Here is a 23,892-nt window from a genome sequence, read left to right as displayed (position 1 = left end):
GATTTCCGCTTCATCGACAGAATTCTTAATAGGAGCATAAAAAACTCTCTTCTATTTGCTGAACAACGCAGATAAAAGAGAGTTTTTTTCAATCTATAGTTGCTGGTTTACCTATTCCCACTCAATCGTTGCAGGTGGTTTCGAAGTCACGTCATAGACGATACGGTTTACGTTCTCTACTTCGTTGACGATACGTACAGAGATTTTCTCAAGAATATCCCACGGGATACGCGCCCAGTCAGCGGTCATACCGTCGATGGAGGTTACCGCGCGGATACCTACGGTGTAGGAATACGTACGAGCATCACCCATGACGCCAACGCTCTTCATGTTCGGCAATGCTGTGAAATACTGCCAAATTTCGCGGTCGAGACCGGCTTTGATGATTTCTTCACGCAGGATGTAGTCGGAATCCTGAACGATCTTCAGCTTCTCCTCTGTCACTTCACCCAGAACGCGGATAGCAAGACCCGGGCCTGGGAACGGCTGACGCCATACCATAGCGCTTGGCATGCCTAGTTCTTCGCCCAGTTTGCGGACTTCATCCTTGAACAGCGTATTAAGCGGCTCGATCAAACTGAATTTCATGTCTTCCGGCAGACCGCCTACATTATGGTGGGATTTAATGGTCTGTGCTGTTGCTGTTCCGCTCTCAACAATATCTGTATACAACGTACCTTGAGCAAGGAAGGAGAAGTCGCCCAGCTTGGCCGATTCTTCATCGAAGCAATAAATAAACTCGTTACCGATAATCTTACGCTTCTGCTCTGGGTCAGCCACACCGGCCAGCTTGCTCATGAAGCGCTCCTTGGCATCGATCTTCACCACATGGATATCGAATTTACCAACGAACATCTCCATAACGCCCTCGGCTTCACCTTTGCGCAAGAGACCGTGGTCAATAAACATACAGGTCAATTGATCCCCGACAGCACGGTGGATGAGCATGGCCACTACGGATGAATCCACACCGCCGCTAAGGGCGCAGAGTACTTTCTTGTCGCCTACTTTATTACGAATATCTTGAACGGCTTCTTCAATAAACGATTCCATCGTCCAATTACCATCGCAGCCGCACACTTCATAAAGGAAGTTCGAGATCATCTCGTTACCATGCTCGGAATGACGAACCTCTGGGTGGAACTGTACCGCATAGAATTTGCGCTCGGCATTGCTCATAGCTGCAATCGGAGCACTTTCAGTTCCTGCGTCCAGTTTGAAGCCTGCTGGAAGCTCCACTACGTGGTCTCCGTGGCTCATCCATACTGTTTGGCGGTTCTCCAGACCCTTCACAAGCTGGGAGCCTTCGACAAAATCAACATCAGCTTTACCATATTCGCGTTTGGCGGCACGTTCGACCTTACCGTCAAGCTGCTGAGCCATCAATTGCATTCCGTAGCAAATGCCGAAAATTGGCAGTCCCAAATCATAAATCGCCGGATCTACATGCGGTGCATCCTCGGCATATACGCTGCTTGGTCCACCGGAGAATATGATCCCCTTCGGCGATAGTGCCTTGATCTTCTCCACTGGTGTATTGTAAGGCAGAAGCTCACTATATACTCCTAAATCTCTGATTCTGCGCGCGATAAGTTGGTTGTATTGTCCTCCGAAATCGAGAACAACGATGATTTCATTTGGCTTGTTCATTACGTGCCTCCCTTGATTATTGGATTCATTATACTCATGGTTAATTCACACCGTCAAGGAAAGGAGGGCATGGATTTGGTTGGATTTTGTCATGTCGATAAATGTCAGGATTGTTGAAGGCGGCAACATAAATGATGCGGTGGCGCTTCCTTTTTCAAGGGGCACTCGCCTCAAGCAAGCGTGTTACTGGTTGGACCTTCCACTTCCATTAGCTGCTTTAGGTCAAGCCGTTTAGCTTAGTCGATTTATGTTAGCCGGTTTAGGTTAGTCCGTTTACATTAGTCTGTTTACGTCAGATGTTTTGGTCAGACGGCTTACCTCAAACGGTTCATGTCAGCCGGAAGGTAATCCTCAGGCATTCCCGTAGGAAGGCTTCACCTTCATCGGTGGATGATGACGGAGCGGAAGAAGCCGCCGGGGGAGTGCGGCGGGAAGCCGGTGATCCGCCGGACCCGCTGTACGCCAGGGTCTCCCACTGGCGTACGAACCGCCGGACCGCTACGCGCAGTCCGGCATCTGCGATCGGCAGGGAGTCTGCATACTCCCTGCCCGTGACCCCGGGCGGCGGCGCCCCATACCGCGCCGCCAGCCCGTGCCAGGCCAGAGAGGCAGCGCGAAGCTGCCTCTCCCGGCCCACAGCCCTGCTGCGGTAAGCCCACAGCAGGGCCAGGCTCCGCCGCCAGTGCCACGCGGCGGCGGGAAGCGCCAGCGCCGCGAGCTGGAGCGGCGCGGGTGCCGGCCCGCCCGGCAGTGGCTGGGCGGGCCAATTCTCCGCGCGCTGCGCAGCGGAGAGGCCGGACCCGGACGGCGGCGCCAAGGAAGCCGCCGGATCAGCAGGCTGCGCGGTACCAGCAGCCGCGCCACCCGGTGTCGGGTCGAACGGGACCCAGCCTACGCCTTGAAAGTACACCTCGACCCAAGCATGGGCATCCCTCTCGGTCACAGCATATCGCTGTGGCCCGGGACCTGTTACCAGTTGGCCCGGGCCATAACCTTGGACGAAACGGGCTGGGATATCGACACTGCGAAGCAGGACTGCCATGGCCGTTGCAAAATGAACACAATAACCGCGCTTCGCTTGGAACAGAAAACCATCTACGAAATCACTGCCGGACGGGGGGACCCTCGTATCCAGAGTATAGGGATAATGACTCTGCAAATAATCCCTTACCGCCACTGTAGCATCATAGCGGCTACTAGCGGTGGCCGTAAGCTCAGCTGCTAAAGAGGCTACCCGAGCTGGTAGCTGCGACGGCAGCTCCAAATATTTGCTGCGAATCTCTTCAGGGTCGCCCTGCTGCACCCCGCGCAGCACAGCCGGATCGAATTCGGGTAGTACAGAAAGAACCGTATAGCCCGTAACCCAGGCGCCCTCTGCCTCATCCGGCAGACGGAAGCTATCCCCTTCCTTATTAACAAGAATATAGCCCAGACGGCTTCCATCCTCCCGTTCCCCTGATTCCATGTCAACAATAGTCCCTGCACTGAACACCGGCAACCCTCCTGGGGATGGGCCAGCCAATAGAATCTGCTGTCGCAGTGTCTTGCGGCTAGACGGCCCGGGCCCAGACGCCGGTGGAAGTGGAAAACCGGAAAGATTCAGCGGAGTAAAGGAATCCGCCTCTCTAATCCATCGGCGGCCGTCATAGTAAGCCATACTCTCGCCTCGCCAATAGGTTCGCTCATCGCTGAACGCCGTAAAAACCGGCTCTGTGCCGGGTGTCAGTGGGGCTCCCAATTCAGCAGAATTCAAACTGTAGCCCGTGGTTCCCCTGCCCATCGCCTCCATGCTCTCCTTCATATGCCCGGCTGCCCAGTCATTTAGCTTGCTGAAGGCAGAATGCAGTGTGATCTGATTCACGGAGCGTGAGCCGTAGAGCTGTTCCCCGCACCAAGCGGTTAGCATCAGAACGAAAGCTACGATAAACGCCGTACTACACCAAAGGCCATAAGGAATCCTCACATGGATATTTCGTTCCCGCAGACGAATCAGCACGCCCATCCCTTGCATCCATAAAATCAGCCCTGCGGACAACATGACCTCTACGGTCGTCTCGATGCTAAAAGCAATATCCAGCACCAATAAATAAGCCATGGACACTATGCTAAAAAGCAAGGAACTTCCCCTGTGTATCGCTAAATGCTGCACCGACGAGACCAGCATCCCCCAGCCTGCGGCCAGAATCAGCAATCTACTCGTATTACCCAGTTCCGCAACATGTCCCGACAGAAGCATAACGAGATCCCTTAGCAGCTGTGCCGGGTATTCCGCTAACCAGCCAGTCCCCTCTTCCCTGGCAGTCAGATACACCCAGGCTGCAGCAATGCTCGCAAACTGTAGTGTCAAGAGCAGCCAACCAGGCAGCTGAAGCATGCCCCAGAATATAAGCACAGCCGCCACTATCATCAGAGTTATCATCAGGCTAGCCGTTTCAGGAGTCGTTGAGACACGGTACAGCGGAGAGAGCCACAGGATAAAAAGTCCCAAAACAGGCAAAGAGAACAGCAAGCGGTACCCGAGAGGGACTTCCCTCTGCACTCCGGCCTGACTGTTCTCTATAAAGGGGAACCCTGAAGCCGCTCCGGTTAAAGGTCCCGTCGTATGAACTTCAGAAGTCTGGGGTTCTGTGGGCACCTCTCGCCCAGTGAGGGGCGTAATTGTTCTACTCGATCCTAAACTGCTCCCGTAGCAGTGCCGGGTCTCACTGGATTTTTTGTTACCGTATCGTTGGTTTTCCGGCTGATTCATGGAATTCCACCTCCCCGTGTCCATAAGCGGGCAGTGCACCGTCCAGGCAAAATAATGTAGCACCGAGACGGCGCAGGCTGTCTGAAATACTTCCCGCCGAGGAAGATTCCTCGCGGCCAGTACTGCCTCCCTGAGGAGCCGGCAGATCCCATACATAATAGAGATCCATCTTGACTCCCTGCACTAGATAACGTGCAATAGCCTTGGCCGAATCTTCAGTAAGCCGTCCGGTAATCACAGCGACAGCCATTCCCGGAATCCAGCCTCGCGCAGCATCCTCGAGCAATTCCGGCAAGCTTCGTGCACCGTTCGGGGCAATTTCGGTGAGCATGTCCAATACCCGAGCAGGCACCTTTCCTAGCCCCTCATGACGAGCCAGCCCTTCCGGCCAGCCTCCGGTGAACAACTGCATATAAGCACCGGAGTGTTCGGCAGCGAGCAGTTGTCCCGTTGCCGCCGATACTGCCTGCTCAAAGCCGGAGGGTCTCTCCCCTCTCCGTCCTCGTGCTACTAGTGCGCCATAAGGAACCTCATAGCTGGCGGCGCAATTGTCCAGCACAACACAGATCATGCGCCCCCGCTCCTTTTCCGGCACCCTGCTCTGCAGAACACCACGACGTGCGCTGTTCTTCCAGTGTATCCGGTTCAGAGGATCTCCCGGCGCATATTGGCGGATGTCGACAGCTTCCTCACTGCCGCCCCGGCTCCACTTCGCCATCCTGATCTGATCTGGAAGAACTCCACCTTCCGGCGCCGACCAGCGGAAATATAATGGAGCAGGCATCACCTTGACAGTAGCCTCACCTGCAGGCTTACTGCTGCCTGTGAACCAGCCAGGCAGATCGCCCCACACCGCTTTGCAGGCCCGCAATCGCTGAACCCCCCGTGGCAGCTCTTTCAGCGTATACGAATAAGAGAAAGAACGGCGAAATCCGGGAAACAGCAGTTCCTGATGCCAGACACTCCCCCAATCATCGAATATGATCATCCAAGGGAGCGGAATCCTTGAGATGAAGCTGACCTGAACCTGCACCCGGAGTGTGTCTCCCGCAACAGGACGGGCTGGCGTAACCGTTCGCTCGACTTTGATCCGACGAGGCCCGAAGAGTTGCAACAATAACCCTCCCAGCAGCAGAAGAACGACTATGGACAAGAGGAAGAGCAGCGCTTGCCCTCCGCGCCAGGCGTAGAGGACACCAATTACACCTCCTGCTGACAGCATCCGCAGCCATTCTCCAAGGGCACTACTGCGATTTCTGAGACTTACCGCTCTTTTGATGGGCTGCGAACCTTCTTTTCCGTGACTTTCATGTAAAGATGAAGAGGACAATAGGATACCCTTCCTTCAGACATAGACTTGCTCTATAGATCCCTTAGCTCCGCAATGCGGACTTAGGGCATGAGCGTGTTAATATCTATTCTTTCCAGGAAAGGATCCCCTCAGACTATTGTTTTCATCCTTTTTGCTGGTCAGGCAGGGCAGAGATATTGCCGTGTCAGGCAGCTTTTACCCGCCGCTCCCCTGAAGTAGCACTGATTGCCTCCAGGGGATGACCAGCTGTCTCTAGCAATTCTCTCAGTGGCACCCAGATGGAACCGCCAATAATCTCTACCCTAGCCGCCCGTTTCTCCTGAGCGCCTCCTGGAAGACTGAAGACCAGTTCCCCGCGAGATACATCCGCTGTCAAGGTCCTGCCGTTCCAGATCACCTGACCACTGCGACTGGTCTGATCCCATTTCACCTGTCCACCAAGCCGTTCCACCACAGCCCGGAGCGGCACCATGTATTGTCCATTGATGATGCTGTATTCACCCGGATTCAATTTGGTCTCCAGCAGTCCCACCTCCAGTGCGAGGGTTCTGCCCGGCTGGAAGAGTGCCGCATTCGGCAGGATATTGGAAGCAATCCAAGCATTAGACGGCTTCGCCCGATTCAGGCTGGCCGCCTTGGCTGACACTCTGAACTGCACGGGCTTTACACTGTCGTCCAGAACCTTAAAGGTATAACCTGCCGCTTTATAGCGGGCAATAATCCCAGGCAGCGCCTTGGCGCTTTCCCCATGTCCCCCGCCATCATGCAGCAGTAATACAACCTCGGAAGACGTTAAGTCTTTGGTGGATTCCTGCAGAATTTCAGCTGCCGGTACACCTTTTCTCCGGGAATCGCCGCTGTCTACCGTCCAGTCCATAACAAGGTAGCCCGCTTGATTCAACAATTGGAAATACGTATCATCAAAATGACCAAAGGTTCCACCCGGAGCACGAACAAGTCGGGGCCGCTCCCCTGTAATTTCACGGATTATATTCTCTGTCTGTTTGATTTGATCCCAGAACGCGGTGAATCCGCTATATAAATTATGGTAATCATGATCGTAGGAATGATTGCCGATGGTATGCCCCTGCTCCCAGATGGCATTGATCAGCTCGGGATAGCTTTTTGCAGCATTCCCGAGCACAAAGAAGGTCGCCTTGACTCCCTCTTTCTGCAAAATATCGAGAACCTCACGCGTGATTTTGCTCGGACCATCGTCAAAGGTAAGGTAGACAGTTTTTGCTGCTTTAGCTGCCACCTGTTGAACTACACCCGTTTGGGGCGCTGTAGTGGAGAGCGTAGGAGGTTGTATCGGAGCCGAATTAACCGCCTGAATGGCAATAGGTGTTGTTGCCAAGGCCGCCCGTACAGCGGGAATAACTGTGTCCGCTTGCACCGGAGCATTCAGACGATTATGCTGAATAGATGAGGCTTCCACATTTGTTGTCTGTAGTGAAAGGGATCTTGTCGATCCAAAATGGTAATCGGTTCTCCATCCGGATGTCACCAGCAGTGCTATGGTCATAAGTAGCAATCCGCGGATCAGTATCCGGCGGCCGTTTGAATTATTGTTACCCGTCATCTTTTCTACCTCCAGCATTCTATTGGCTCTCAAAGCCGTCAGTAGATTGTATGAAGACAAGCTTTCAATTAGAATACGGCTTTTCGCCTTTTGGAGAGTGAATACCCTATGGAAGTACTGGATTGGATTCAGGAATTATTCGCCGAATACGGATACAGCGTACTATTCTTCGGACTCTTGCTGGAATTCGTCGCGCTCCCGTTTCCGGGGGAGACCACGATGGCTTTTGCCGGATTTCTCTCCTACACGGGCAGACTGGATTTTATGCTGCTGGTCGTAATTGCTTTTCTCGGAACTACCGTCGGTATGACCATTACCTATCTCATTGGACTCAAGGCGGGCTTACCCTTTATTCAGCGATATGGCAAATGGTTTCTGTTCTCGGAATCCAAGCTGGAGAAAACACAGCGCTGGTTCGAAAAATACGGAAGCGTCCTGATCTCCATTGGTTATTTCATCCCTGGTGTACGCCACTTTACCGGATATTTCGCCGGAATTGTGGGCCTGTCCTTCCGTAAATTCGCCGTGTATGCGTACAGCGGTGCCTTGTTCTGGGTTGTGCTGTTCCTTGGCATCGGCCGAGTCTTCGGTCCGCAGTGGATGGGCATCTTCCATCTTGTAGAGAAGTATGCACTCTGGATTGTCTCTGGTATTGTCGGCTCGGTTGTCCTCATACTCCTGTATCGTTATCGTAAGGGAATCGCAGCGTTCCTGCTCCGGCGCAGATCCAAACTCAAGCTTGAGGCTAAAATCAAAGAGACTTCCAAGGGACGGTGACTGCACCGTCCTTTTTCTTGTTCATACGGATTTTGGCATATAGGGACAAGATCAGGGCAATACATACGAAGCCTATCCCGCCCCATAACCCGAGCTGCCGTGGCTCCATGATCTCTAGTACAACCCCCGCACCAAACATGGACAGACCCAGAAGTGTACTGCTTACGGCTGTGAGCCATCCAAAAATGATCGGCTGGTAAAGCACAGGCGTTTCCTTCATCAACAACGTATCTAGGCAGGCATTTCCGATTCCTCCTGTGAAGGCAAGTAAAATGTACAGCGCAAACACCGTCACAAAGCTCCCGCTAAAGCTGACTGTTATCAGGAGTACACCCTCCAGCAGCAGTCCACCCAGCGCTCCCAGGAGCAGCCGCTTATGCATAAAGCGTCCTGCCAAAAAGCTAAGGCTAAGACCGATGCCGAGAGCGCCATAGAAGGCACCTACTCCCAGATCACCAGCCCCAAACTCCTGCACCGCGTATACGCTGATCAGTACATTGTCCAACCCATTGACCAGTGGTACGAGTAGTTCAAAAGCAAAAATAATTTGCAAGATCACGCTACCGGTCACTATTCCCCATATGCTGCGTGACGACGGTGATAATGAGGTTGATCTCGTGGAAGCTTGGGCTTGGCCATGTTCTTGAGCCTGCTCTTGAGCTTGGTCCTGGTCTTGTTCTTGGGACTTTTCTTTAGCTCTTTCTTGAGTTTGAGCCTGTTTCCCATCCGAGCTACTGCCAAGGCCTTGCGGAAAATGAATGCCGGAAAGCAATAGTGCAGCAAGCAAAAAGGATATTGCATTCAGAAGAAATGCCCACTGGGGACCGAACCATAACGAAACGACGCCACCAGCAAAAGCACCCAGTATCAGGACGATACCCGTCATCAGTTGCTCCATCCCGTTGACAGCCAGTAGACGCTCCCGGTCCACCAAAAGCGGAATGGACGATTTGCGAATCGGGCTATAAATGGCCTCCCCGGCAGCCAGTAGAAAACTCGCAGCATAAATTATCCAAATTTTGTCCGGACCGTCTACCCACAAGAAAGCCAACGCTACCGGTACTCGTAGCAAATCCGTGGCAATCATGATCATTTTACGTGGCAGCCTTCCGCCGAGCATGCCCCCAAGCGGAGCCAATAGCAGAAAAGGCAATACCCTTACCCCAAGCGATATCCCTACTGCCAGTCCCGATCCCGTCAGATGCAGCACAAGTGACAACATCGCTACCTGACTGAACCGGTCACCGATACCATTGATAATCCCTGTAGCGAACAATCGGGTATAACCGCGGTGGTATTTCAAAACAGCACCCGCAGATTCTGTGTTCATAATTTTCATCCTCACCTCTTTAATTAAATAAATATCTAATTAGATACTAATCTAATATATAGACAACACGCAATAGGTTTACTCGTTTTATTTTGATAAAATGAAGATAAGCACTGCACGATAACCTCTTGAAAGTGAGATTTATAATGAAAATAGACCGTTTGCTCTCTATCGTCATCCTCCTGCTTAACAGGCGCCACATTCAAGCTAAAGAGCTGGCTGACATGTTCGAAGTGTCTGTACGCACCATTTACCGTGATATTGATACGATCAACGCTGCCGGCATTCCGGTGCTTACCACTCAGGGGGCCGGCGGTGGGATCAGCCTGATGGAAGGTTACCGCCTTGACCGCAACGTGCTGACTGATCAGGAGCTGGCTGATATTTTTACCGCGCTGCAAGGTGTCTCATCTTCCGGTGGTAGTGAACATACCTTGCTCATGGAGAAAATCAGCAGCGTGATTCCGCCCTCCCAATCGGCCGCCTTCCGCAGCAAGACCACCCAACTCATCGTGGACTTTTCACCACGCGGACTGAAAGGACCTTTGGAAGAACGCTTGACGCTCCTTAAAGAAGCTCTGGAAGAGAGCGTGGCGGTCTCGTTTGAATATGTGGATGCCGAGGGTCGCATCACTTGGCGCTCTGTCGAGCCTTACACGTTGGTGCTGAAGGGGCAGGTCTGGTATTTATATGGTATTTGCGGGCTGCGGCAGGATTTCCGGCTCTTCAAGCTACTACGGATGAAGTCACTGGTGAAGGAAACGCGGACCTATACAAGAGAGGATCTTCCCCTGGAGGAACTACCTTGGGCGGGGGATTGGCAGAGAGAGGGCAGCCCCGTCCCGTGCGTACTACATTTTTCTGCTGAGGGCAGACATCTGGCCGAGGACCGCTTTGATGCTACCGAGCTGCAGCCTGATGGCAATGGAGGGTACTTCGTAACGATCCACTATCCTGAGGATAGCTGGCTCTATGGCTTCCTGCTTGCTTTCGGCACATCTGTCGAGGTGCTGGAACCGGAATCCATTCGGCATAAACTCGGGAGGCTCGCGGCAGAAATTGCTGCCAAGTATGTTGAGCAGGATTGAGCAGGGCTGAGTAGGATAGTGTAGAATTGTAACGCTCAGGCGAATGCTCTGGTAAATACAGCAAAGAATCAGTATCAGAAATACAAGAAGGGCTGCTCCCACCATCTTGGTGAGAACAGCCCTTTCTTTAATGCATTCAGAGAATCCGTATTACTTAGCCTCAGCCTTAGTCTCAGCTTCAACCTCTGTTTTCAGAAAATCCGGCTGTGGACTAGTTTTCTTAATAAAGAAGGATAATACCAAGGCAGCAACAGTCACCCAGGTAGCTATAATAAAGGCATGGTTAATGCCGTTAATGGTGGCTTCCTGCGAGAGCTTCAGCATGGCAACTTTATCAGTCTTGGAGACCGCTCCACTGACCAAAGCGTCCGTAATTGTACTCTTCGTACGATTGGTCATCAAGCTGACGAACACAGCTATCCCCATCGCGCCGCCAATTGTACGCAGCGTGTTGGACATCGCAGAACCGTGCGAATTCAGACGCTGTGGAAGCTGATTCAGACCCGCAGTGACAATCGGCATCATTAGCATAGACATCCCGAACATCCGCGCGGTATACGTCAGGATAAGGTATGTGTATGTGGTGGAATCTGTAAGATGGCTAAATTCATAAGTCGTGATTGTAGTAATAATTAGACCAATAACCGCAAGCCATCTGGCACCGATCTTATCGAAAATAATCCCCGTAATCGGCGACATGATTCCCATCAGAATCGCACCCGGCAGCAGCAGCAGCCCGGATTCCATCGGCGTAAAGCCGCGAATTGTCTGGAGATAAATCGGCAACAGAATCATACCGGAGTACATCGCCATCGTAATGATAATATTGATGATGGTGGTTAGTGTAAACATGTTATAACGGAAAATTCGAAACTCCAGCATCGGCTTGTCGATCTTCAGTTGACGCCATACAAACAACGCCAGGGAAACTGCACCCAGAATTAGGCACACGATAACCGTGGTGCTGCCCCAGCCGTCTGTTCCCGCGTCACTAAAGCCGTAGAGTAGACCGCCGAAGCCGAGTGTGGACAGAATGACACCTAATTTATCCAGTGAAGGAGAAGTGACCTTCCCTACATTTTGCATCGTCTTCGCACCCAGCAGCGTGGAGAAAATAGCCAGTGGCAAGACGATAAAGAACAGCACCCGCCAAGAGTAGTTCTGCACAACCCAACCGGACAGTGTAGGACCGACAGCCGGGGCAAAAATCATCGCCACCGCCATTAAGCCCATCGCCTTGCCGCGTTCTTCAATCGGGAAGATGCGCAGGAACACAATATTCATCAGCGGCATCAGAACTCCTGCACCGACAGCCTGAATCAGTCTGCCGACCAATATCATCTCAAAGCCGGTGCCGACACCGCACACCAGCGTACCTATTGAAAAAAGAACCATTGCCGTAATAAACAGCTGGCGAGTCGTAAACTTCTCCACCAGATACGCGCTGACCGGTACCAGTACACCGTTAACAAGCATAAAACCGGTCGTCAGCCACTGGGCCGTATTGGCCAGAATATTCAGATCCTCCATAATTTTCGGCAGCGCCACGTTCATCAGCGTCTGATTAAGCAACGCAACGAATGCGCCAATCAAGAGCGCCGCGATAATCGGACCTCTGCGTATAGCTTTGCCTGCCGTAGCATTAGCAGTTATTGTACTCATAATTTCTTTTTGTCTCTCCCTTGTTCTAATATTTGCACGATTTGACCATGTAAACGCAGCAGCTCACTTGCATCCTCGGTCGGGATGTCTGCCAGTGGCATCAGATATCTTCTGAGTGAGGCTTTGCTTTTCTCCATAATCTCATTGCCCTTGTCAGTCAGTGACACTTGGAAAATCCGCCGGTCACTCTCCGACCGCTCGCGTGTTAACAAACCGGCCTTCACCATCCGGTCCACGACTCCACTGGCCGAACTATTTCCGAGGTGCAATAGCTCTGCAAGCTCAGTGATTCCAATAGAAGGATGTGCAGAGATCTTACGCAAGACCATCAGCTGGGTAGGCGTAATATCAAGTTCCTCAGCGTCTTTCCAAAGCAGCTGCTGAAAAGCATGACTGATCCGGCGAAAGGAAGAAATAATCTCATCCAGTTGCTGCCGCTGCTCGTTCTCCTCCACAGCCTTCCCCTCCAGTATCTTTAAAATTAAATACTTCGCATGCGAACTATTCTACTCTTTACGTATTTTCCCGTCAACTACTTGCTGAAATTTTCTGAAATGGTTGTTTTATCTACAAAAAAGCCGCCCACTTCACATGGACGACCCGACGAATGCTTATCTTTAATTTAAACGAGCATGGCACTTCTTATGTAAATTAATCCTTTTACATCCCTATCCAAGCTGCTCCAGAGTTGCCTCCACATGCCCTTTAACCCGAACCTTATTCCACGCCTCTACAATGATTCCATTCTCATCAATCAGAAAGGTCGAACGCACGATACCCATATATTCCTTGCCATACAATTTTTTTAGCTGCCATACGCCATAAAGTTCACTAACAGCATGCTTCTCATCCGAGAGCAACAAGAAAGGCAAGTCGTACTTGGCAACAAATTTAGTATGCGAGGTTAAGTTATCTGTACTGATTCCCAGCACCACTGCGCCATTAGCCGCAATCCGCTCATGAGCGTCCCGGAAATCGCAGGCTTCCTGCGTGCAGGCGGTTGTCATATTTTTCGGGTAAAAATATAGAATAACCTTATGTCCTAGATATTGACTCAGACGGACTTGTTCCCCATTCGAGGCAGGCAACGTAAAATCCGGGGCGACTTGTCCCACTTCTATTCCAATATTATTCATGTTTTTTCACACCTTCATTTTATTAGGATAATTATTACCAAATTGCGCGTATTCCCAAAAGAAATTATAATGTAGAGAATGCGAATGCGAAAGGAAGAACGAGAAATGCCACCAAGAAGGAAACGGCACGCAAAGGCCGGTAAAACTAAGAAACCACTGCTTTGGACTCTGGCTATAATACTTCTTCTAATCATCGGCGGTGCTGTATACTACTTCACTTCCATCGCCAATGAGCTGGGCAATTTCCAAAAGGATAATGAGAATTCACCTTTTCAAAATGCAGAAACGGTAGATACCAACACGCCTGATCCCCCCAAATGGGAGGGCACAGAACCCGTCAATATTCTGCTCATGGGTGTGGATGCCCGTGGGGTGAAGAAAGGCGAAGTCCCCCGCTCGGACACGATGCTTGTCGCTTCTCTTGATCCGTTGAAGAAGAAGATCACTGTCTTCTCTATTCTCCGCGATACGTATGTATCTATTCCGGATCACGGTAAGCAGCGTATCAACGCAGCGATTATTTATGGACCCAACACGGCAATGCAGACAGTAGGCGATCTGCTGGGCATCCCGATTCAATATTATGTCTACACCGATTTCCAGGGCTTCATCAAGCTGGTGGATGCGGTAGGCGGCGTGGATTACGAAGTGGAGAAGGATATGGTCTACAAGACGATTGCCGACGGACCCGAATACGATATCGATCTGAAAAAGGGGTTTCAGCACCTGGACGGCAACAAGGCCTTGCAGTACGTCCGCTTCCGTCATGATGCCACCTCTGACTTCACCCGAACTGAACGTCAGCGGGCCTTCCTGAAGGTCGTAGCCGACAAGCTGAAAAGTACCACCACACTCTTCAAGCTGCCGTCCATTCTGTCCGATGTTAGTCCGTATATCGATACCAATCTGGCACTGAGCGATATGGCGAAGCTGGCGAGCGTAGGCTACGACAGCAGCATTGGCGGCAGTGCGCAAATCCCACCGATGAATTTGCTCAAGGAAGATCAGACCAGTAATGGATCGGCCGTTATCGGAATCAGCAGTAATAACAAGCTCAAGAAATTTGTACAGGATACACTGAATGGTCCTGAGCCCTCTCCTTCACCAGAGACCGGCACGAGTAGCAATGCCTCCGCAACCCCATAGTTACGTTATGGGCACGGAAGACTATAAATTAACCCCCTGGGCATGATCACGGACGGGCGAACAGCGGACATAAACGCTGCTCGCCCGTTCCCTTGCCTATGGAAGAAGACGAAAGGATGATTAATAATGAACCGTTCCACATCAGAGCAACTTTATGAGGAAGCCCTTCAGCATATCGTAGGAGGCGTCAACAGTCCCTCCCGTTCCTTCAAAGCCGTCGGCGGTGGTGCCCCTGTATTCATGAAGCGGGCCAGTGGCGCACATTTCTGGGATGAAGACAATAACCGTTACATAGACTATCTGGCTGCTTACGGCCCGATTATTACCGGCCATGCCCACCCTCACATTACCGCAGCTATCACCCAAGCTGCCGAGAACGGCATCCTTTACGGCACACCAACCCAGCTAGAAATCAAGCTAGCCAAAATGCTTAAAGAATCCATCCCTTCGATGGACAAAGTACGGTTCGTCAATTCCGGCACCGAAGCCGTCATGACCACGATCCGCGTGGCTCGCGCCTATACGAAGCGCAATAAGATCATCAAGTTCGCCGGCTGTTATCACGGTCACTCCGATCTGGTGCTCGTTGCCGCCGGCTCCGGCCCTTCCACACTGGGTATCCCAGACAGCGCCGGTATTCCTGTCAGTCTGGCGCAGGAGGTCATTACCGTTCCGTTCAATGATCTGGACGGACTGCGCGAAGCCCTTGCGACCTGGGGTGACGATGTGGCCGCCGTTATGGTCGAACCGATTGTCGGCAATTTCGGTATGGTCATGCCGAAGCCAGGCTTCCTGGAAGGACTGTGCAAGCAGGCCCATGACAATGGCTCGCTCGTCATCTACGACGAAGTAATCACGGCTTTCCGCTTCCATTACGGCTCTACCCAAACCTATGCCGGCCTCGATAATCATGAAGAGATCACACCTGACTTGACGGCGCTTGGCAAAATCATCGGCGGTGGCCTGCCAATCGGTGCTTATGGTGGACGCAAGCATATCATGGAGCAGGTAGCTCCACTCGGTCCTGCTTACCAAGCAGGGACAATGGCGGGGAATCCAGCTTCCATCTCAGCTGGCATCGCCTGTCTTGAAGTGTTAAGCGCGGAAGGCGTCTATGAAGAAATGGAGCGCCTTGCCATCCGTCTAACTGAGGGCCTGCAGGCTTCGGCGGACCGCCATGGTATTCCGCTGACGATTAACCGTATCCGTGGTGCGTTCTCGACTCATTTTTGCAATCACCCGGTCACCGATTACGAAGAAGCGCAAGATACGGACGGAGAAATGTTCGCCAGCTTCTTCCGGCACATGCTGAACCGCGGCATTAATCTCGCGCCATCCAAGTATGAGGCCTGGTTCCTGACCACCGCCCATACCGATGCCGATATCGATGCTACCCTGGAAGCTGCCGAAGCCTCCTTTGCCGCCATGGCAGCGGGTGATCTGTAAGAAGCTTCATCAGTACGTGAAACTCATATAAGCCATAATATTAAAAGCCGCTGGGAACATTTCGTTCCCCAGCGGCTTTTTTAAAATATAAGAATTTATGTATTCCACGCTATAAATTATCCTTCTATTCCTCGCTGAAACGGATACCGTCCCTTAGAGGACGGCAAAGCCGTTTCTATTTGGATTAAATACTACCGTCCAGTTCCCAGCCCGCCTGCTACCTTATCCTCCTTCGGGTTAATCAGACGGAGGGATAAAAATCCACCTGACGGTTCAGATTGATTTCCCTGAGTTTACGCTCCAGGAACATCGCCTCCGGCACCAGTGAGAACACTACTCCGTTCAGTTCATTCGGCAGCGCAGGGATGACAACAAACTGGAGCTGGGCATGGGTTCCGCCGCCTCTACTTCCATGCCTTTGCACTGTATACTCCGAGTCACCGATAACAGCCAACGTCAAGTTGGGCTGGAGCTGCACATCCTCGGCTTCTTCTTGGCGATATTTAATCTCTACCGTAACGAGACTATAGCTTGCATACTGCATCGCATGGGTCAAACTATATTCGCATTGATCTTGTGTCGATTTTTGCATAATTGGCAGTACACCCAGCACTTCTTCCTCTTCCGGCCAATGAACGGGCTGGACCCTTTCATTCAGCCCGCTCAGAAGCATCGCAACCTGCTCTAATTTCAGACCAAACTGCTCCGCGAAGACTTGCATCTGCTCAGGAGCGGGAATGGTCCATTTCCCTCCAGCTAGCTCTCTCCGCCTCTGCACCAGTCCCAGAATATGCTCATCTATAGTTCTGACTTCCTCATTGTAATGATTCGGTATTGCCCGGAATTCACTCCAGCCCATGGCCACAACCTCCTTGTCTCAGTCATAATAATGACAGTATAGCATATTGCAACCCAGTATTTGGAATACCGTTTCATCACAAAAAAATGGCTTTCATCCCCCTGCAAGGAAGGACGAAAGCCATTCTTTTTACGCGCTTTTGTCAAAAATAAGCCTACCTGGTAGCCTACTCATACAGACTGTGGATCTCCACACCCTGTGGAAGCTTGAACGGGTTCTCTTTGTTAATCCGGTCATAGAACATGATGCCATCCAGATGATCCATCTCATGCTGGACCACGATTGCGTGATAGCCTTTGTAGCGGGCAACAATCTCTTTGCCGCTGGCATCATAACCTTTGACCTTCACAGACTCATATCTCGGCACAAAGCCGTGTACTGGACGATCTACTGACAGACAGCCCTCACTCTCAGGCAAATACACCATAGCCATGGAATGGCTGATGATCTTGGGATTCACCCAAATTTGCTCTACTGTGCGCCCTTTCTCATCGGTTGCAAGCATGACGAATATCCGCTTTGACAGCCCAATTTGATTGGCAGAAAGCCCCACACCGGAACGTAGCTTGTATTTAGCCGCAGTTTCCGGATTCTGGCTGTTCTTCAGGAACTGCATCATGCATTGCATCGCCTCACGATCGGCTTCCTGCAAAGGAAGCTCCACCGGCTGAGTCACCTCACGAAGCACTGGATCTCCTTCCCGAACAATATCGTCCATCCGAATAATATAGTCGGCAGTAAATTTTGCATTAGACAACAATTTCATCCACCTTTTCCTTACGGGCTTGATTTAGATATATATAAGTACTGTATGCATCCTTACGGATTTATGAAAGCCGTCCGCAGCTGGCCGCTGTAATTCACTTCAAATCCAAGGCCGGTAGCTAATGCAGCTAATGGAAGATAAGTTTTGTCTTCCTTGCCAACCTTCTGGAGAAAAGCAGGGGTATCAATCGCTACATCCTGCCCATTAACCTTAATCGTCTTCGATCCAATCGTAACGACAACCGTTCTGTCACCCAATAGAATCGTTGCACTCGCTGTTTTATTATCCCATTTCCCGGATGCCCCTACAGCATTCAGGATATCCTTCAGAGCCAGGAAGTTCTGACCGTTCTTGAGTATAGGCTTGCTCGGGGTATTCAATTCCACACCCTTCACCACAATATTCATAGGTGCAACTGCGGCAGTCGTAGCGGCTACCGTTGGTGTACGGTATGCACCCCACTGCAGTTCTGCGAACACTGTAGCGATCTTCTCGTACCCTAGCTGTGTCGGGTGAAAGTCCGGTGTGTCACCACTGATAATATGGGTCAATGAGAATTCCGCACCAGCAAACTGCTTGGCTACATGAGCGACCAGCACCGGTGCACTGCTCTGACTGGCTGTACCTGCCACAGCTTCAGCAGCGGCTGTGAGGCGGTCTGCTGCACTCATCAGTTTCGTGTAGGACTGACCAACGGCAATCTTGGGTGCCGGCTGATACTGATCGGCAAGGAGAATCTTAGCCCCCGGATTCACCACCCGGATATTCTCCAGAATGACCTTCAGATTGGCACTGTAATCGGCCAATTTCTGATCAAGCTGTGTCTCAAATTCCGCATCTGTCAGTTCCTTGACCTTCAAGAACAAGCTGCTTAAGTCATTCCCGCCGATTGTAATCGTGATAAGATTCGCTGCGGCGAGTTCCTTGGCCGCTTGCGGGATCTCTGCTGCGAAGGTAGCGATTCTAGGATCAGGAAGACCTGCCTGAATTGCCTCCGGTGTGCTGACCGTCCCCGCTTTGAGCGCCTCTGTATAGTGACTCAGGCCCGCAGTAGTTAGTCCGAGGATACCGTAATTGGCGAGAGTGCTCCGGCCATGATACCAGCCCTGCTCTAACAATCTCTCCGCATATCCATAAGGCTTCACGTTCGGGTTCGTCATTCCCGGCTCATATCCGGCCGTTATGGAGTCTCCCAATGCCACGATGCGGAAGGTTTCCTGTCCGTTCCCTTGCGCTGCAGCTGCCTCTCCGGCAGCGTGTACTGACCCGGCAGCCCCTGCCCATAGTGATAGCAGCAGCAGACTACCCATACCAGCAGCTGTTATCTTCTTCCAAACTTTCAGCATCGTATTCCTCCCTATTTCGTTCTGACTCTATTCTACCATCCCCGGTACCCACGCAAAAGAGCGGTCCCCCGTTAAACGAAGAACCGCTCTTTAGTAAGAAGATAGCTATTCTATTGCTGTTTCCTGTCGGGATTTGAACTCTGTTTGTTAGCAGAGCTACTCGTTGGACCCGATGGTTCTCCAGCGCGCTCCATATACTTATCATAACGGTCATCCAATTCTCGGCCAATCTTGCGATAACGCCTTGTCTCCTCCACAATGGGGTCCAGCGTAGTCTGGATACGAATCTCATACTTGGGTGAGATTTGCCGAAGTTCCTTAGCAGAGCGTTCACTCTGCTCCATCTCGCCATCTTCCAGCAGTTCACTCAGCTTGCGCTCCAAATCCTCATTGCCGCTCATGGTCTTATTGGATTCCTCCTTATGACTGATATCCTGTAGCTTCCCCAGCTGTCAGCGAAGCAATCAACGCATCATGAATACGGCCATTGCTCGCCACAACATGGCGAGTACCGATATCATAAGCGTGCCCACGAGTATCCGTGACCTTACCACCAGATTCCAAGACAAGCAGCACACCGGCCGCGCAATCCCATGGGTTAAGCCCCACTTCCCAGTAAGCATCGACTCTGCCTGCTGCCACGTAGGCAAGATGCAGTGCTGCCGAGCCACCGGCACGTATGCCCCTGATCTGCGGCAGCAGCTGCTGCAGACCGGCCATGTTCGCTGGCTGCGCAAACTCGCGATCCGGCGGGAAGCCCATGGCTAGCAAGCTGCCGGCCAGTTCATTCTCTTCCGAGACGGAAGCGCGAATCCCGTGTATATATGCGCCCTTGCCTTTTTCAGCGACGAACATTTCATCACGGGTCGGATCATAAATCACGCCAACGGTCAGTTCTCCCCGAACGGCCAGTGCAATCGACACACAGTAAAACGGAAAGCCGTGTACAAAGTTAGTGGTGCCGTCCACCGGATCCACAATCCACAGATATTCATGCTCACGCGCTTCTTCAAGAGCAGCAGCGGCGGCGGCAGCCCCCGGCTCTACTCCCTCTTCACCAAGGATGGCATGGTCCGGATAATGAGTCAGGATCAGCCTGCGGATCATCTGCTCCACGCCCTTGTCCACTTCTGTGACCAGATCCTGCGCAGAGGTTTTGGTACCAAGCTCTTTCACCTGGCCCTGTCTGCTCTTGATCCATTCTCCTGCCTTGGCGGCAGCATTAATGGCTACGGCCGTGTGTCCCTTGCTGGTTACGACATAGGGTTCCCGTTCATTTCGGCTATTAGGATTTAAAGGATTCATCATTTCACTCCGCTTTCTTGAACATAATCGTCATTTCCGGGCCGGAATCCCCTGCACTAAAAGTATAGCTAACGGCAAGAGACTTCCCGGGCATTTGGTTTTAACCAACGTACCTTATTTCCGGAGACTTATCAAGTCATGGGCAGGCCTGTGTTCCGGCTATATCACCCGGTTTATCACTGTTTATGGTTCAATATTAACGCTGGCCCCGTCTAATACAGTTATTCTGTGGTCAGCCTCTGCGGCTTCCTTCATAGCTTCCATCAGTCCAAAAAGCGCGCCGTCTTTCAGCTTGGCTTCAATCATCACATCCACAGCAGGTGTATCGGCAGCGATGCGCTGCAAGAAGGCAAGCAGCGGCACAGGCTCTACCCCGTCGGCATGACTGCGCGGATCGGAGGGACTACGAGGACTCGACACATGAATTTTGGGCGGCAAATGCTCCCCAGGAAGTACATCCTTCAGGGCAAGCGGTGTCTGCCAGGTCTTCAGAATGTCGGGCCACAGTTCCCACGGGAGTTCCCCTTCATTGTTCACCCACTGATGGTGAATATCCAGCACCATGGGAAGTCCGAGATGCTGGCTGACTGCCAGTGTCTCCTTGGCGTTGAAGGTCTTATCGTCATTTTCCAGTGTGATACGTTCCTGCAGTTCCAATGGAAGGTCGCGGAAATGATCTTCAAACCGTGCTGCCGCCGTAGGCTTGTCCCCATAGGCTCCACCGATGTGAATGTTGTTCTTGGACGTTGCCGGCAGCCCCATCGCATGCAGCATATCGGTATGATGCTGGAGATCCCGGATGGAATTCACCAGCACCTCTGGCCGCGGCGTACTCAGTACCGTGAAATGATCCGGATGAAAGGATACCCTCATCCCATGACCTTTCACATAGTCTCCTACTTCAGCGAACGCATCCGCCAGCGCCGCCAGCGGCTTCCAATCCTGGAGATCAGGATGCGTTGCCAGCGGGACCAGCTTCGAGGTCATCCGGTATAATTTGATATCGGAACCATTGTTATGTTTCAGCAGACGCAGCGTATTGTGCAAATTCGTTCGAGTAATGCTCTCTAGGCGGGCAAGTGCCGCTTCGCGATCTTCCAGCTTTTTAAATGAAGCCATTGTCATCGTCTTGGAGGGTGAACAATCGGGAATAACTGTGGACATCGCCACATATCCAAACCGTACAATCATTTCTCTTCTCCAAAGAACATTTCATAAGCGAGCGCAGTCTGCACCCTTGATTCTTCCTCATTCAGTTTACGGACGAGATCCATCTCCACCGCAGTGACCTCATGTCCCTGAAAATTGATCTCGGCGATGGAAGCTGAAATTTTGACAATCGCTACAGCAACATTCTCCGGGGTGTAGGCGATGACCTTTTGCCCGGTCGGATAGACGCGAAATCCTTGCTTTACCATCTTGGTGCGACCATACTCCAGCAGCTCATAAAGTTCTTGTTCACTTTTGAATTTGCATACCGAATTGAATTCTGATTGAAAGCCCATCCTTCTTTCTCCTCTCCGGCCGGGATGATCCCGCCTGGCGCTTGGCCATCTGGTATTATTCGTTGTCGTATTTCAGGTTTTGCTTGAAATTGTAGCGCTCCAGCGCCAACTCAATCATACGATCCAGCAGCGCTCTATAGGATACGCCGGTCTCACGCCACAGCAGCGGATACATACTGAAAGGCGTGAAGCCCGGCATCGTGTTCACTTCATTGATCATAATTTTGCCGTCAGACCTACGCACGAAGAAGTCCGCCCGCGTAATCCCACTTCCTTCAATAGCCTTGAAGGCCACCAGCGCCGAATCTCTGAGTCGGTCAGCAATATCGGGATCAACCGGTGCCGGAATCAGCATTTGTGACTTGCCGTCAATGTATTTGGCAGCATAATCATAATATTCACCGGAAGAAACAATTTCACCCGGAACGGAGGCTTCAGGCTCTTCGTTACCCAGCACGCCAACCTCCAGCTCACGAGCATCCACGAATTCTTCAATAATGACCTTCGTATCATACCGGAAAGCATACTCGATAGCCTTGATCAGACTTTCCTGATCTTCCGCTTTGGAAATGCCCACGCTAGACCCAAGATTGGCTGGCTTAACGAACACTGGGTAGCCCAGCTTATCCTCCACATCCACAATCAGCTCATGACTTCTGCTTTTCCACGAGCTGACGTTGAAATAGCAGTACTCACACTGGTCCAGTCCGGCTTCAGCGAACAGCTTCTTCATCACGACCTTGTCCATGCCCGCCGCCGAGGCCAAAACTCCAGCCCCGATATAAGGAATGTTCGCAATCTCGAACAGGCCCTGGATCGTCCCATCTTCCCCATAGGTGCCGTGCAGCATTGGGAACATCACGTCCACCGCTGACGCCTCGCCGGAAAGACCGCTGAATATAGCGCTCATCGCAGTGCCTGAATCAGAAGACGCCTCAGCAAGCTTAAGGTGCTCAATCTGCGCAAAAGGCGCTGTCAGCGTCTCGCCTACCTTCCACAATCCCTGCTTCGTAATATAAAAAGGTAGAATCTCATATTTATCGTAATCAAAAGCATTCATGACTGCAAAAGCCGTCTGCAGCGACACCTCATGCTCACCGGATTTGCCGCCGTATACCAGACCAACGGTCAATTTTGCATTCCCCATACTTCAATAACCTCTTTCCGAATTATAAATAGTCATTAATATGAAAAAAACGGTAGGCCGTCTTGTCGGTCCACGCATAGGAATCGCGATAATCCCAATACCGATGGCGGCTGCTGACCGTACGTGCATTCACCAGCGGCATGCCGCCCGCATCGAGCGCCGTAACGAACGTACTGTGCTGGTAGCGACCATTGCCGTCCCAGTCATAGAAGATAACATCTCCCGGCTGAAGCTGCTCTGCCCGCTCTACCTCTTCAGCACGCAGGCCGCTGCTGCGGCTGGCGCCCAAATAACGCTGCAGGCTGTCCGACACAGCCCAACTGAAGCTCCACCATTCCTGGCTTCCAGTGTACCCTTTGTACCACCAGCCCGTTTCTCTTTTACCAGTATAGTTGAAAGGCGCCCCCCCTGCAAAGAGACATTGGGAGACATAATTCGTGCAATCCACTTCGAAGTTTTCGTATTCCGGGTTCCCTTCCTTCCACCAACGATCAGCGTAAGCTACAGCTGCCTCACGGTTGTAACGAATCTCTTTAGAGCCGGAATTTCCCCCTAGTATATTCTTGTTAAGGAGCGGCTGCGAGGGCTGGGCGGCAGGCAGAACCTCACCCCACTTGGAGACTCTCCCATCCGGTTCCGCTTCGATATATTGTTTGGCATTCCTCTCTAGAATACGCCGCTCCACTGCAGCAATCTCCCAACTCCCGTCCTGCACAAAAATCAAGCGCTCTGACTCTACCGCATCCTCACGATGCCTCATGCCACCTTTCTCGTAATAAAGTGCACTGTGCAGCACCACCTCTGCAATGACTTCACTCGGAGATTGATGCACGACTTTTAAGGTCTTGACCCCTGTCTCTCCACGCAACGGTGTGATGCCTCTGCCGGCATACCATTCCGCCAACCTGCGGGAGCGTTCTCCCTGCTGTATCCGAAAGCGCTGATCTCTCACCACTGAAAACCGTGGCAGAGCCCCCGGCTCCACTCGGTCTTTGTTCAGCTCATCCACATAGACATACAGACTTCGTTTCCAATCCTGCTCCATTCTACTCCCGCCCCTTCTCCCCTATTTGGCTGCTGTCCTAT

21 protein-coding genes are annotated in these 23,892 nt (G+C 51.8%); 4 read left to right on the top strand and 17 right to left on the bottom strand.

Annotation, left to right across the window (positions count from 1 at the left end; all coding sequences use genetic code 11):
• Nucleotides 1-111: 111 nt before the first annotated feature.
• The 4 genes from guaA to AC3Y23_RS27285 all read right to left on the bottom strand — a co-directional run bounded on the left by guaA (nt 112) and on the right by AC3Y23_RS27285 (nt 7,293).
• The gene (gene guaA, locus AC3Y23_RS27300) at nt 112-1,650 is read right to left on the bottom strand and encodes a glutamine-hydrolyzing GMP synthase (RefSeq protein WP_379205110.1); all 1,539 of its coding nucleotides are present in this window, start codon (nt 1,648-1,650) and stop codon (nt 112-114) included.
• 328 nt (nt 1,651-1,978) lie between these two features.
• Nucleotides 1,979-4,399, bottom strand: a complete 2,421-nt coding sequence (locus AC3Y23_RS27295) for a transglutaminase TgpA family protein (protein ID WP_379205108.1) — start codon at nt 4,397-4,399, stop codon at nt 1,979-1,981.
• A complete protein-coding gene (locus AC3Y23_RS27290; protein ID WP_379205106.1) occupies nt 4,368-5,621 on the bottom strand; it encodes a DUF58 domain-containing protein in 1,254 nt (417 codons plus the stop codon). The genes AC3Y23_RS27295 and AC3Y23_RS27290 overlap by 32 nt, the downstream gene beginning before the upstream one ends.
• A 274-nt stretch (nt 5,622-5,895) precedes the next feature.
• On the bottom strand, nt 5,896-7,293 hold the full coding sequence (locus AC3Y23_RS27285; RefSeq protein ID WP_379205104.1) for a polysaccharide deacetylase family protein: 1,398 nt from the start codon (nt 7,291-7,293) through the stop codon (nt 5,896-5,898).
• A 108-nt stretch (nt 7,294-7,401) separates the two neighbouring features.
• On the opposite strand from AC3Y23_RS27285, the gene AC3Y23_RS27280 reads away from it, so the two are divergent.
• Entirely contained in the window at nt 7,402-8,070 is a 669-nt protein-coding gene (locus tag AC3Y23_RS27280; protein WP_379205102.1) for a DedA family protein, read from the top strand.
• Here the strand turns inward: AC3Y23_RS27280 and AC3Y23_RS27275 are convergent.
• Nucleotides 8,045-9,400, bottom strand: a complete 1,356-nt coding sequence (locus AC3Y23_RS27275) for an MFS transporter (protein WP_379205100.1) — start codon at nt 9,398-9,400, stop codon at nt 8,045-8,047. The genes AC3Y23_RS27280 and AC3Y23_RS27275 overlap by 26 nt on opposite strands.
• A 146-nt stretch (nt 9,401-9,546) precedes the next feature.
• Between AC3Y23_RS27275 and AC3Y23_RS27270 the strand changes: the two genes are divergently transcribed.
• A complete protein-coding gene (locus tag AC3Y23_RS27270; protein WP_379205098.1) occupies nt 9,547-10,488 on the top strand; it encodes a helix-turn-helix transcriptional regulator in 942 nt (313 codons plus the stop codon).
• Nucleotides 10,489-10,638: 150 nt separating this feature from the next.
• On the opposite strand, the gene AC3Y23_RS27265 is transcribed toward AC3Y23_RS27270, so the two are convergent.
• The 3 genes from AC3Y23_RS27265 to bcp all read right to left on the bottom strand — a co-directional run bounded on the left by AC3Y23_RS27265 (nt 10,639) and on the right by bcp (nt 13,277).
• Nucleotides 10,639-12,150: a DHA2 family efflux MFS transporter permease subunit gene (locus AC3Y23_RS27265; RefSeq protein WP_379205096.1), complete on the bottom strand. Its 1,512-nt coding sequence runs from the start codon at nt 12,148-12,150 to the stop codon at nt 10,639-10,641.
• Complete coding sequence (locus AC3Y23_RS27260) at nt 12,147-12,605, bottom strand: MarR family winged helix-turn-helix transcriptional regulator (RefSeq protein WP_379205093.1); 459 nt, start codon at nt 12,603-12,605, stop codon at nt 12,147-12,149. Before AC3Y23_RS27260 ends, AC3Y23_RS27265 begins: the two co-directional genes overlap by 4 nt.
• A 213-nt stretch (nt 12,606-12,818) precedes the next feature.
• Entirely contained in the window at nt 12,819-13,277 is a 459-nt protein-coding gene (gene bcp, locus AC3Y23_RS27255; protein WP_379205133.1) for a thioredoxin-dependent thiol peroxidase, read from the bottom strand.
• A gap of 114 nt (nt 13,278-13,391) precedes the next feature.
• Here bcp and AC3Y23_RS27250 point away from each other — a divergent pair, with 114 nt between their 5' ends.
• Nucleotides 13,392-14,432, top strand: coding sequence for an LCP family protein (locus AC3Y23_RS27250; protein WP_379205091.1), 1,041 nt, complete (start codon nt 13,392-13,394; stop codon nt 14,430-14,432).
• Nucleotides 14,433-14,558: 126 nt separating this feature from the next.
• Nucleotides 14,559-15,878 carry a glutamate-1-semialdehyde 2,1-aminomutase gene (locus tag AC3Y23_RS27245; protein WP_379205089.1) on the top strand — a complete coding sequence of 440 codons (1,320 nt, stop codon included), beginning with the start codon at nt 14,559-14,561 and terminating at the stop codon, nt 15,876-15,878.
• Between the two features lie 241 nt (nt 15,879-16,119).
• Here the strand turns inward: AC3Y23_RS27245 and AC3Y23_RS27240 are convergent, their stop codons facing one another.
• From AC3Y23_RS27240 to AC3Y23_RS27200, 9 genes are all read right to left on the bottom strand, one after another.
• Nucleotides 16,120-16,737 carry a hypothetical protein gene (locus AC3Y23_RS27240; protein ID WP_379205087.1) on the bottom strand — a complete coding sequence of 206 codons (618 nt, stop codon included), beginning with the start codon at nt 16,735-16,737 and terminating at the stop codon, nt 16,120-16,122.
• Between the two features lie 166 nt (nt 16,738-16,903).
• On the bottom strand, nt 16,904-17,455 hold the full coding sequence (def, locus tag AC3Y23_RS27235; RefSeq protein WP_379205131.1) for a peptide deformylase: 552 nt from the start codon (nt 17,453-17,455) through the stop codon (nt 16,904-16,906).
• Nucleotides 17,456-17,556: 101 nt separating this feature from the next.
• Nucleotides 17,557-18,849 (bottom strand): stalk domain-containing protein, encoded by a 1,293-nt coding sequence (locus AC3Y23_RS27230; protein WP_379205085.1) that lies wholly within the window; start codon nt 18,847-18,849, stop codon nt 17,557-17,559.
• Nucleotides 18,850-18,959: 110 nt separating this feature from the next.
• Entirely contained in the window at nt 18,960-19,250 is a 291-nt protein-coding gene (locus AC3Y23_RS27225; protein ID WP_379205083.1) for a hypothetical protein, read from the bottom strand.
• Between the two features lie 19 nt (nt 19,251-19,269).
• Nucleotides 19,270-20,154, bottom strand: coding sequence for an inositol monophosphatase family protein (locus tag AC3Y23_RS27220; RefSeq protein WP_379205129.1), 885 nt, complete (start codon nt 20,152-20,154; stop codon nt 19,270-19,272).
• Between the two features lie 183 nt (nt 20,155-20,337).
• On the bottom strand, nt 20,338-21,345 hold the full coding sequence (gene uvsE, locus AC3Y23_RS27215) for a UV DNA damage repair endonuclease UvsE (RefSeq protein ID WP_379205081.1): 1,008 nt from the start codon (nt 21,343-21,345) through the stop codon (nt 20,338-20,340).
• On the bottom strand, nt 21,342-21,659 hold the full coding sequence (locus AC3Y23_RS27210) for a hypothetical protein (RefSeq protein ID WP_066374462.1): 318 nt from the start codon (nt 21,657-21,659) through the stop codon (nt 21,342-21,344). The genes uvsE and AC3Y23_RS27210 overlap by 4 nt, the downstream gene beginning before the upstream one ends.
• Before the next feature lie 55 nt (nt 21,660-21,714).
• On the bottom strand, nt 21,715-22,806 hold the full coding sequence (locus AC3Y23_RS27205) for a D-alanine--D-alanine ligase (RefSeq protein WP_379205078.1): 1,092 nt from the start codon (nt 22,804-22,806) through the stop codon (nt 21,715-21,717).
• A gap of 22 nt (nt 22,807-22,828) precedes the next feature.
• On the bottom strand, nt 22,829-23,851 hold the full coding sequence (locus AC3Y23_RS27200; protein ID WP_379205076.1) for an amidase domain-containing protein: 1,023 nt from the start codon (nt 23,849-23,851) through the stop codon (nt 22,829-22,831).
• Nucleotides 23,852-23,892 lie beyond the last annotated feature (41 nt).

Source organism: Paenibacillus sp. MAHUQ-45, from assembly GCF_058133325.1.
Note: the sequence above shows the minus strand (reverse complement) of the source record. Positions and strands in the feature narration are given on the sequence as shown.

Excerpts from the sequence above, each read along its gene's own strand:
- AC3Y23_RS27230 (WP_379205085.1), bottom strand. The coding sequence starts at position 18,849 with ATGCTGAAAGTTTGGAAGAAGATAACAGCTGCTGGTATGGGTAGTCTG.
- AC3Y23_RS27270 (WP_379205098.1), top strand. The coding sequence starts at position 9,547 with ATGAAAATAGACCGTTTGCTCTCTATCGTCATCCTCCTGCTTAACAGG.
- guaA (WP_379205110.1), bottom strand. The coding sequence starts at position 1,650 with ATGAACAAGCCAAATGAAATCATCGTTGTTCTCGATTTCGGAGGACAA.
- AC3Y23_RS27200 (WP_379205076.1), bottom strand. The coding sequence starts at position 23,851 with ATGGAGCAGGATTGGAAACGAAGTCTGTATGTCTATGTGGATGAGCTG.
- AC3Y23_RS27225 (WP_379205083.1), bottom strand. The coding sequence starts at position 19,250 with ATGAGCGGCAATGAGGATTTGGAGCGCAAGCTGAGTGAACTGCTGGAA.
- AC3Y23_RS27265 (WP_379205096.1), bottom strand. The coding sequence starts at position 12,150 with ATGAGTACAATAACTGCTAATGCTACGGCAGGCAAAGCTATACGCAGA.
- AC3Y23_RS27210 (WP_066374462.1), bottom strand. The coding sequence starts at position 21,659 with ATGGGCTTTCAATCAGAATTCAATTCGGTATGCAAATTCAAAAGTGAA.
- AC3Y23_RS27245 (WP_379205089.1), top strand. The coding sequence starts at position 14,559 with ATGAACCGTTCCACATCAGAGCAACTTTATGAGGAAGCCCTTCAGCAT.
- AC3Y23_RS27285 (WP_379205104.1), bottom strand. The coding sequence starts at position 7,293 with ATGACGGGTAACAATAATTCAAACGGCCGCCGGATACTGATCCGCGGA.
- AC3Y23_RS27220 (WP_379205129.1), bottom strand. The coding sequence starts at position 20,154 with ATGAATCCTTTAAATCCTAATAGCCGAAATGAACGGGAACCCTATGTC.
- AC3Y23_RS27275 (WP_379205100.1), bottom strand. The coding sequence starts at position 9,400 with ATGAACACAGAATCTGCGGGTGCTGTTTTGAAATACCACCGCGGTTAT.
- AC3Y23_RS27290 (WP_379205106.1), bottom strand. The coding sequence starts at position 5,621 with ATGCTGTCAGCAGGAGGTGTAATTGGTGTCCTCTACGCCTGGCGCGGA.
- AC3Y23_RS27295 (WP_379205108.1), bottom strand. The coding sequence starts at position 4,399 with ATGAATCAGCCGGAAAACCAACGATACGGTAACAAAAAATCCAGTGAG.
- AC3Y23_RS27250 (WP_379205091.1), top strand. The coding sequence starts at position 13,392 with ATGCCACCAAGAAGGAAACGGCACGCAAAGGCCGGTAAAACTAAGAAA.
- AC3Y23_RS27240 (WP_379205087.1), bottom strand. The coding sequence starts at position 16,737 with ATGGGCTGGAGTGAATTCCGGGCAATACCGAATCATTACAATGAGGAA.
- def (WP_379205131.1), bottom strand. The coding sequence starts at position 17,455 with ATGGACGATATTGTTCGGGAAGGAGATCCAGTGCTTCGTGAGGTGACT.
- uvsE (WP_379205081.1), bottom strand. The coding sequence starts at position 21,345 with ATGATTGTACGGTTTGGATATGTGGCGATGTCCACAGTTATTCCCGAT.
- AC3Y23_RS27280 (WP_379205102.1), top strand. The coding sequence starts at position 7,402 with ATGGAAGTACTGGATTGGATTCAGGAATTATTCGCCGAATACGGATAC.
- AC3Y23_RS27205 (WP_379205078.1), bottom strand. The coding sequence starts at position 22,806 with ATGGGGAATGCAAAATTGACCGTTGGTCTGGTATACGGCGGCAAATCC.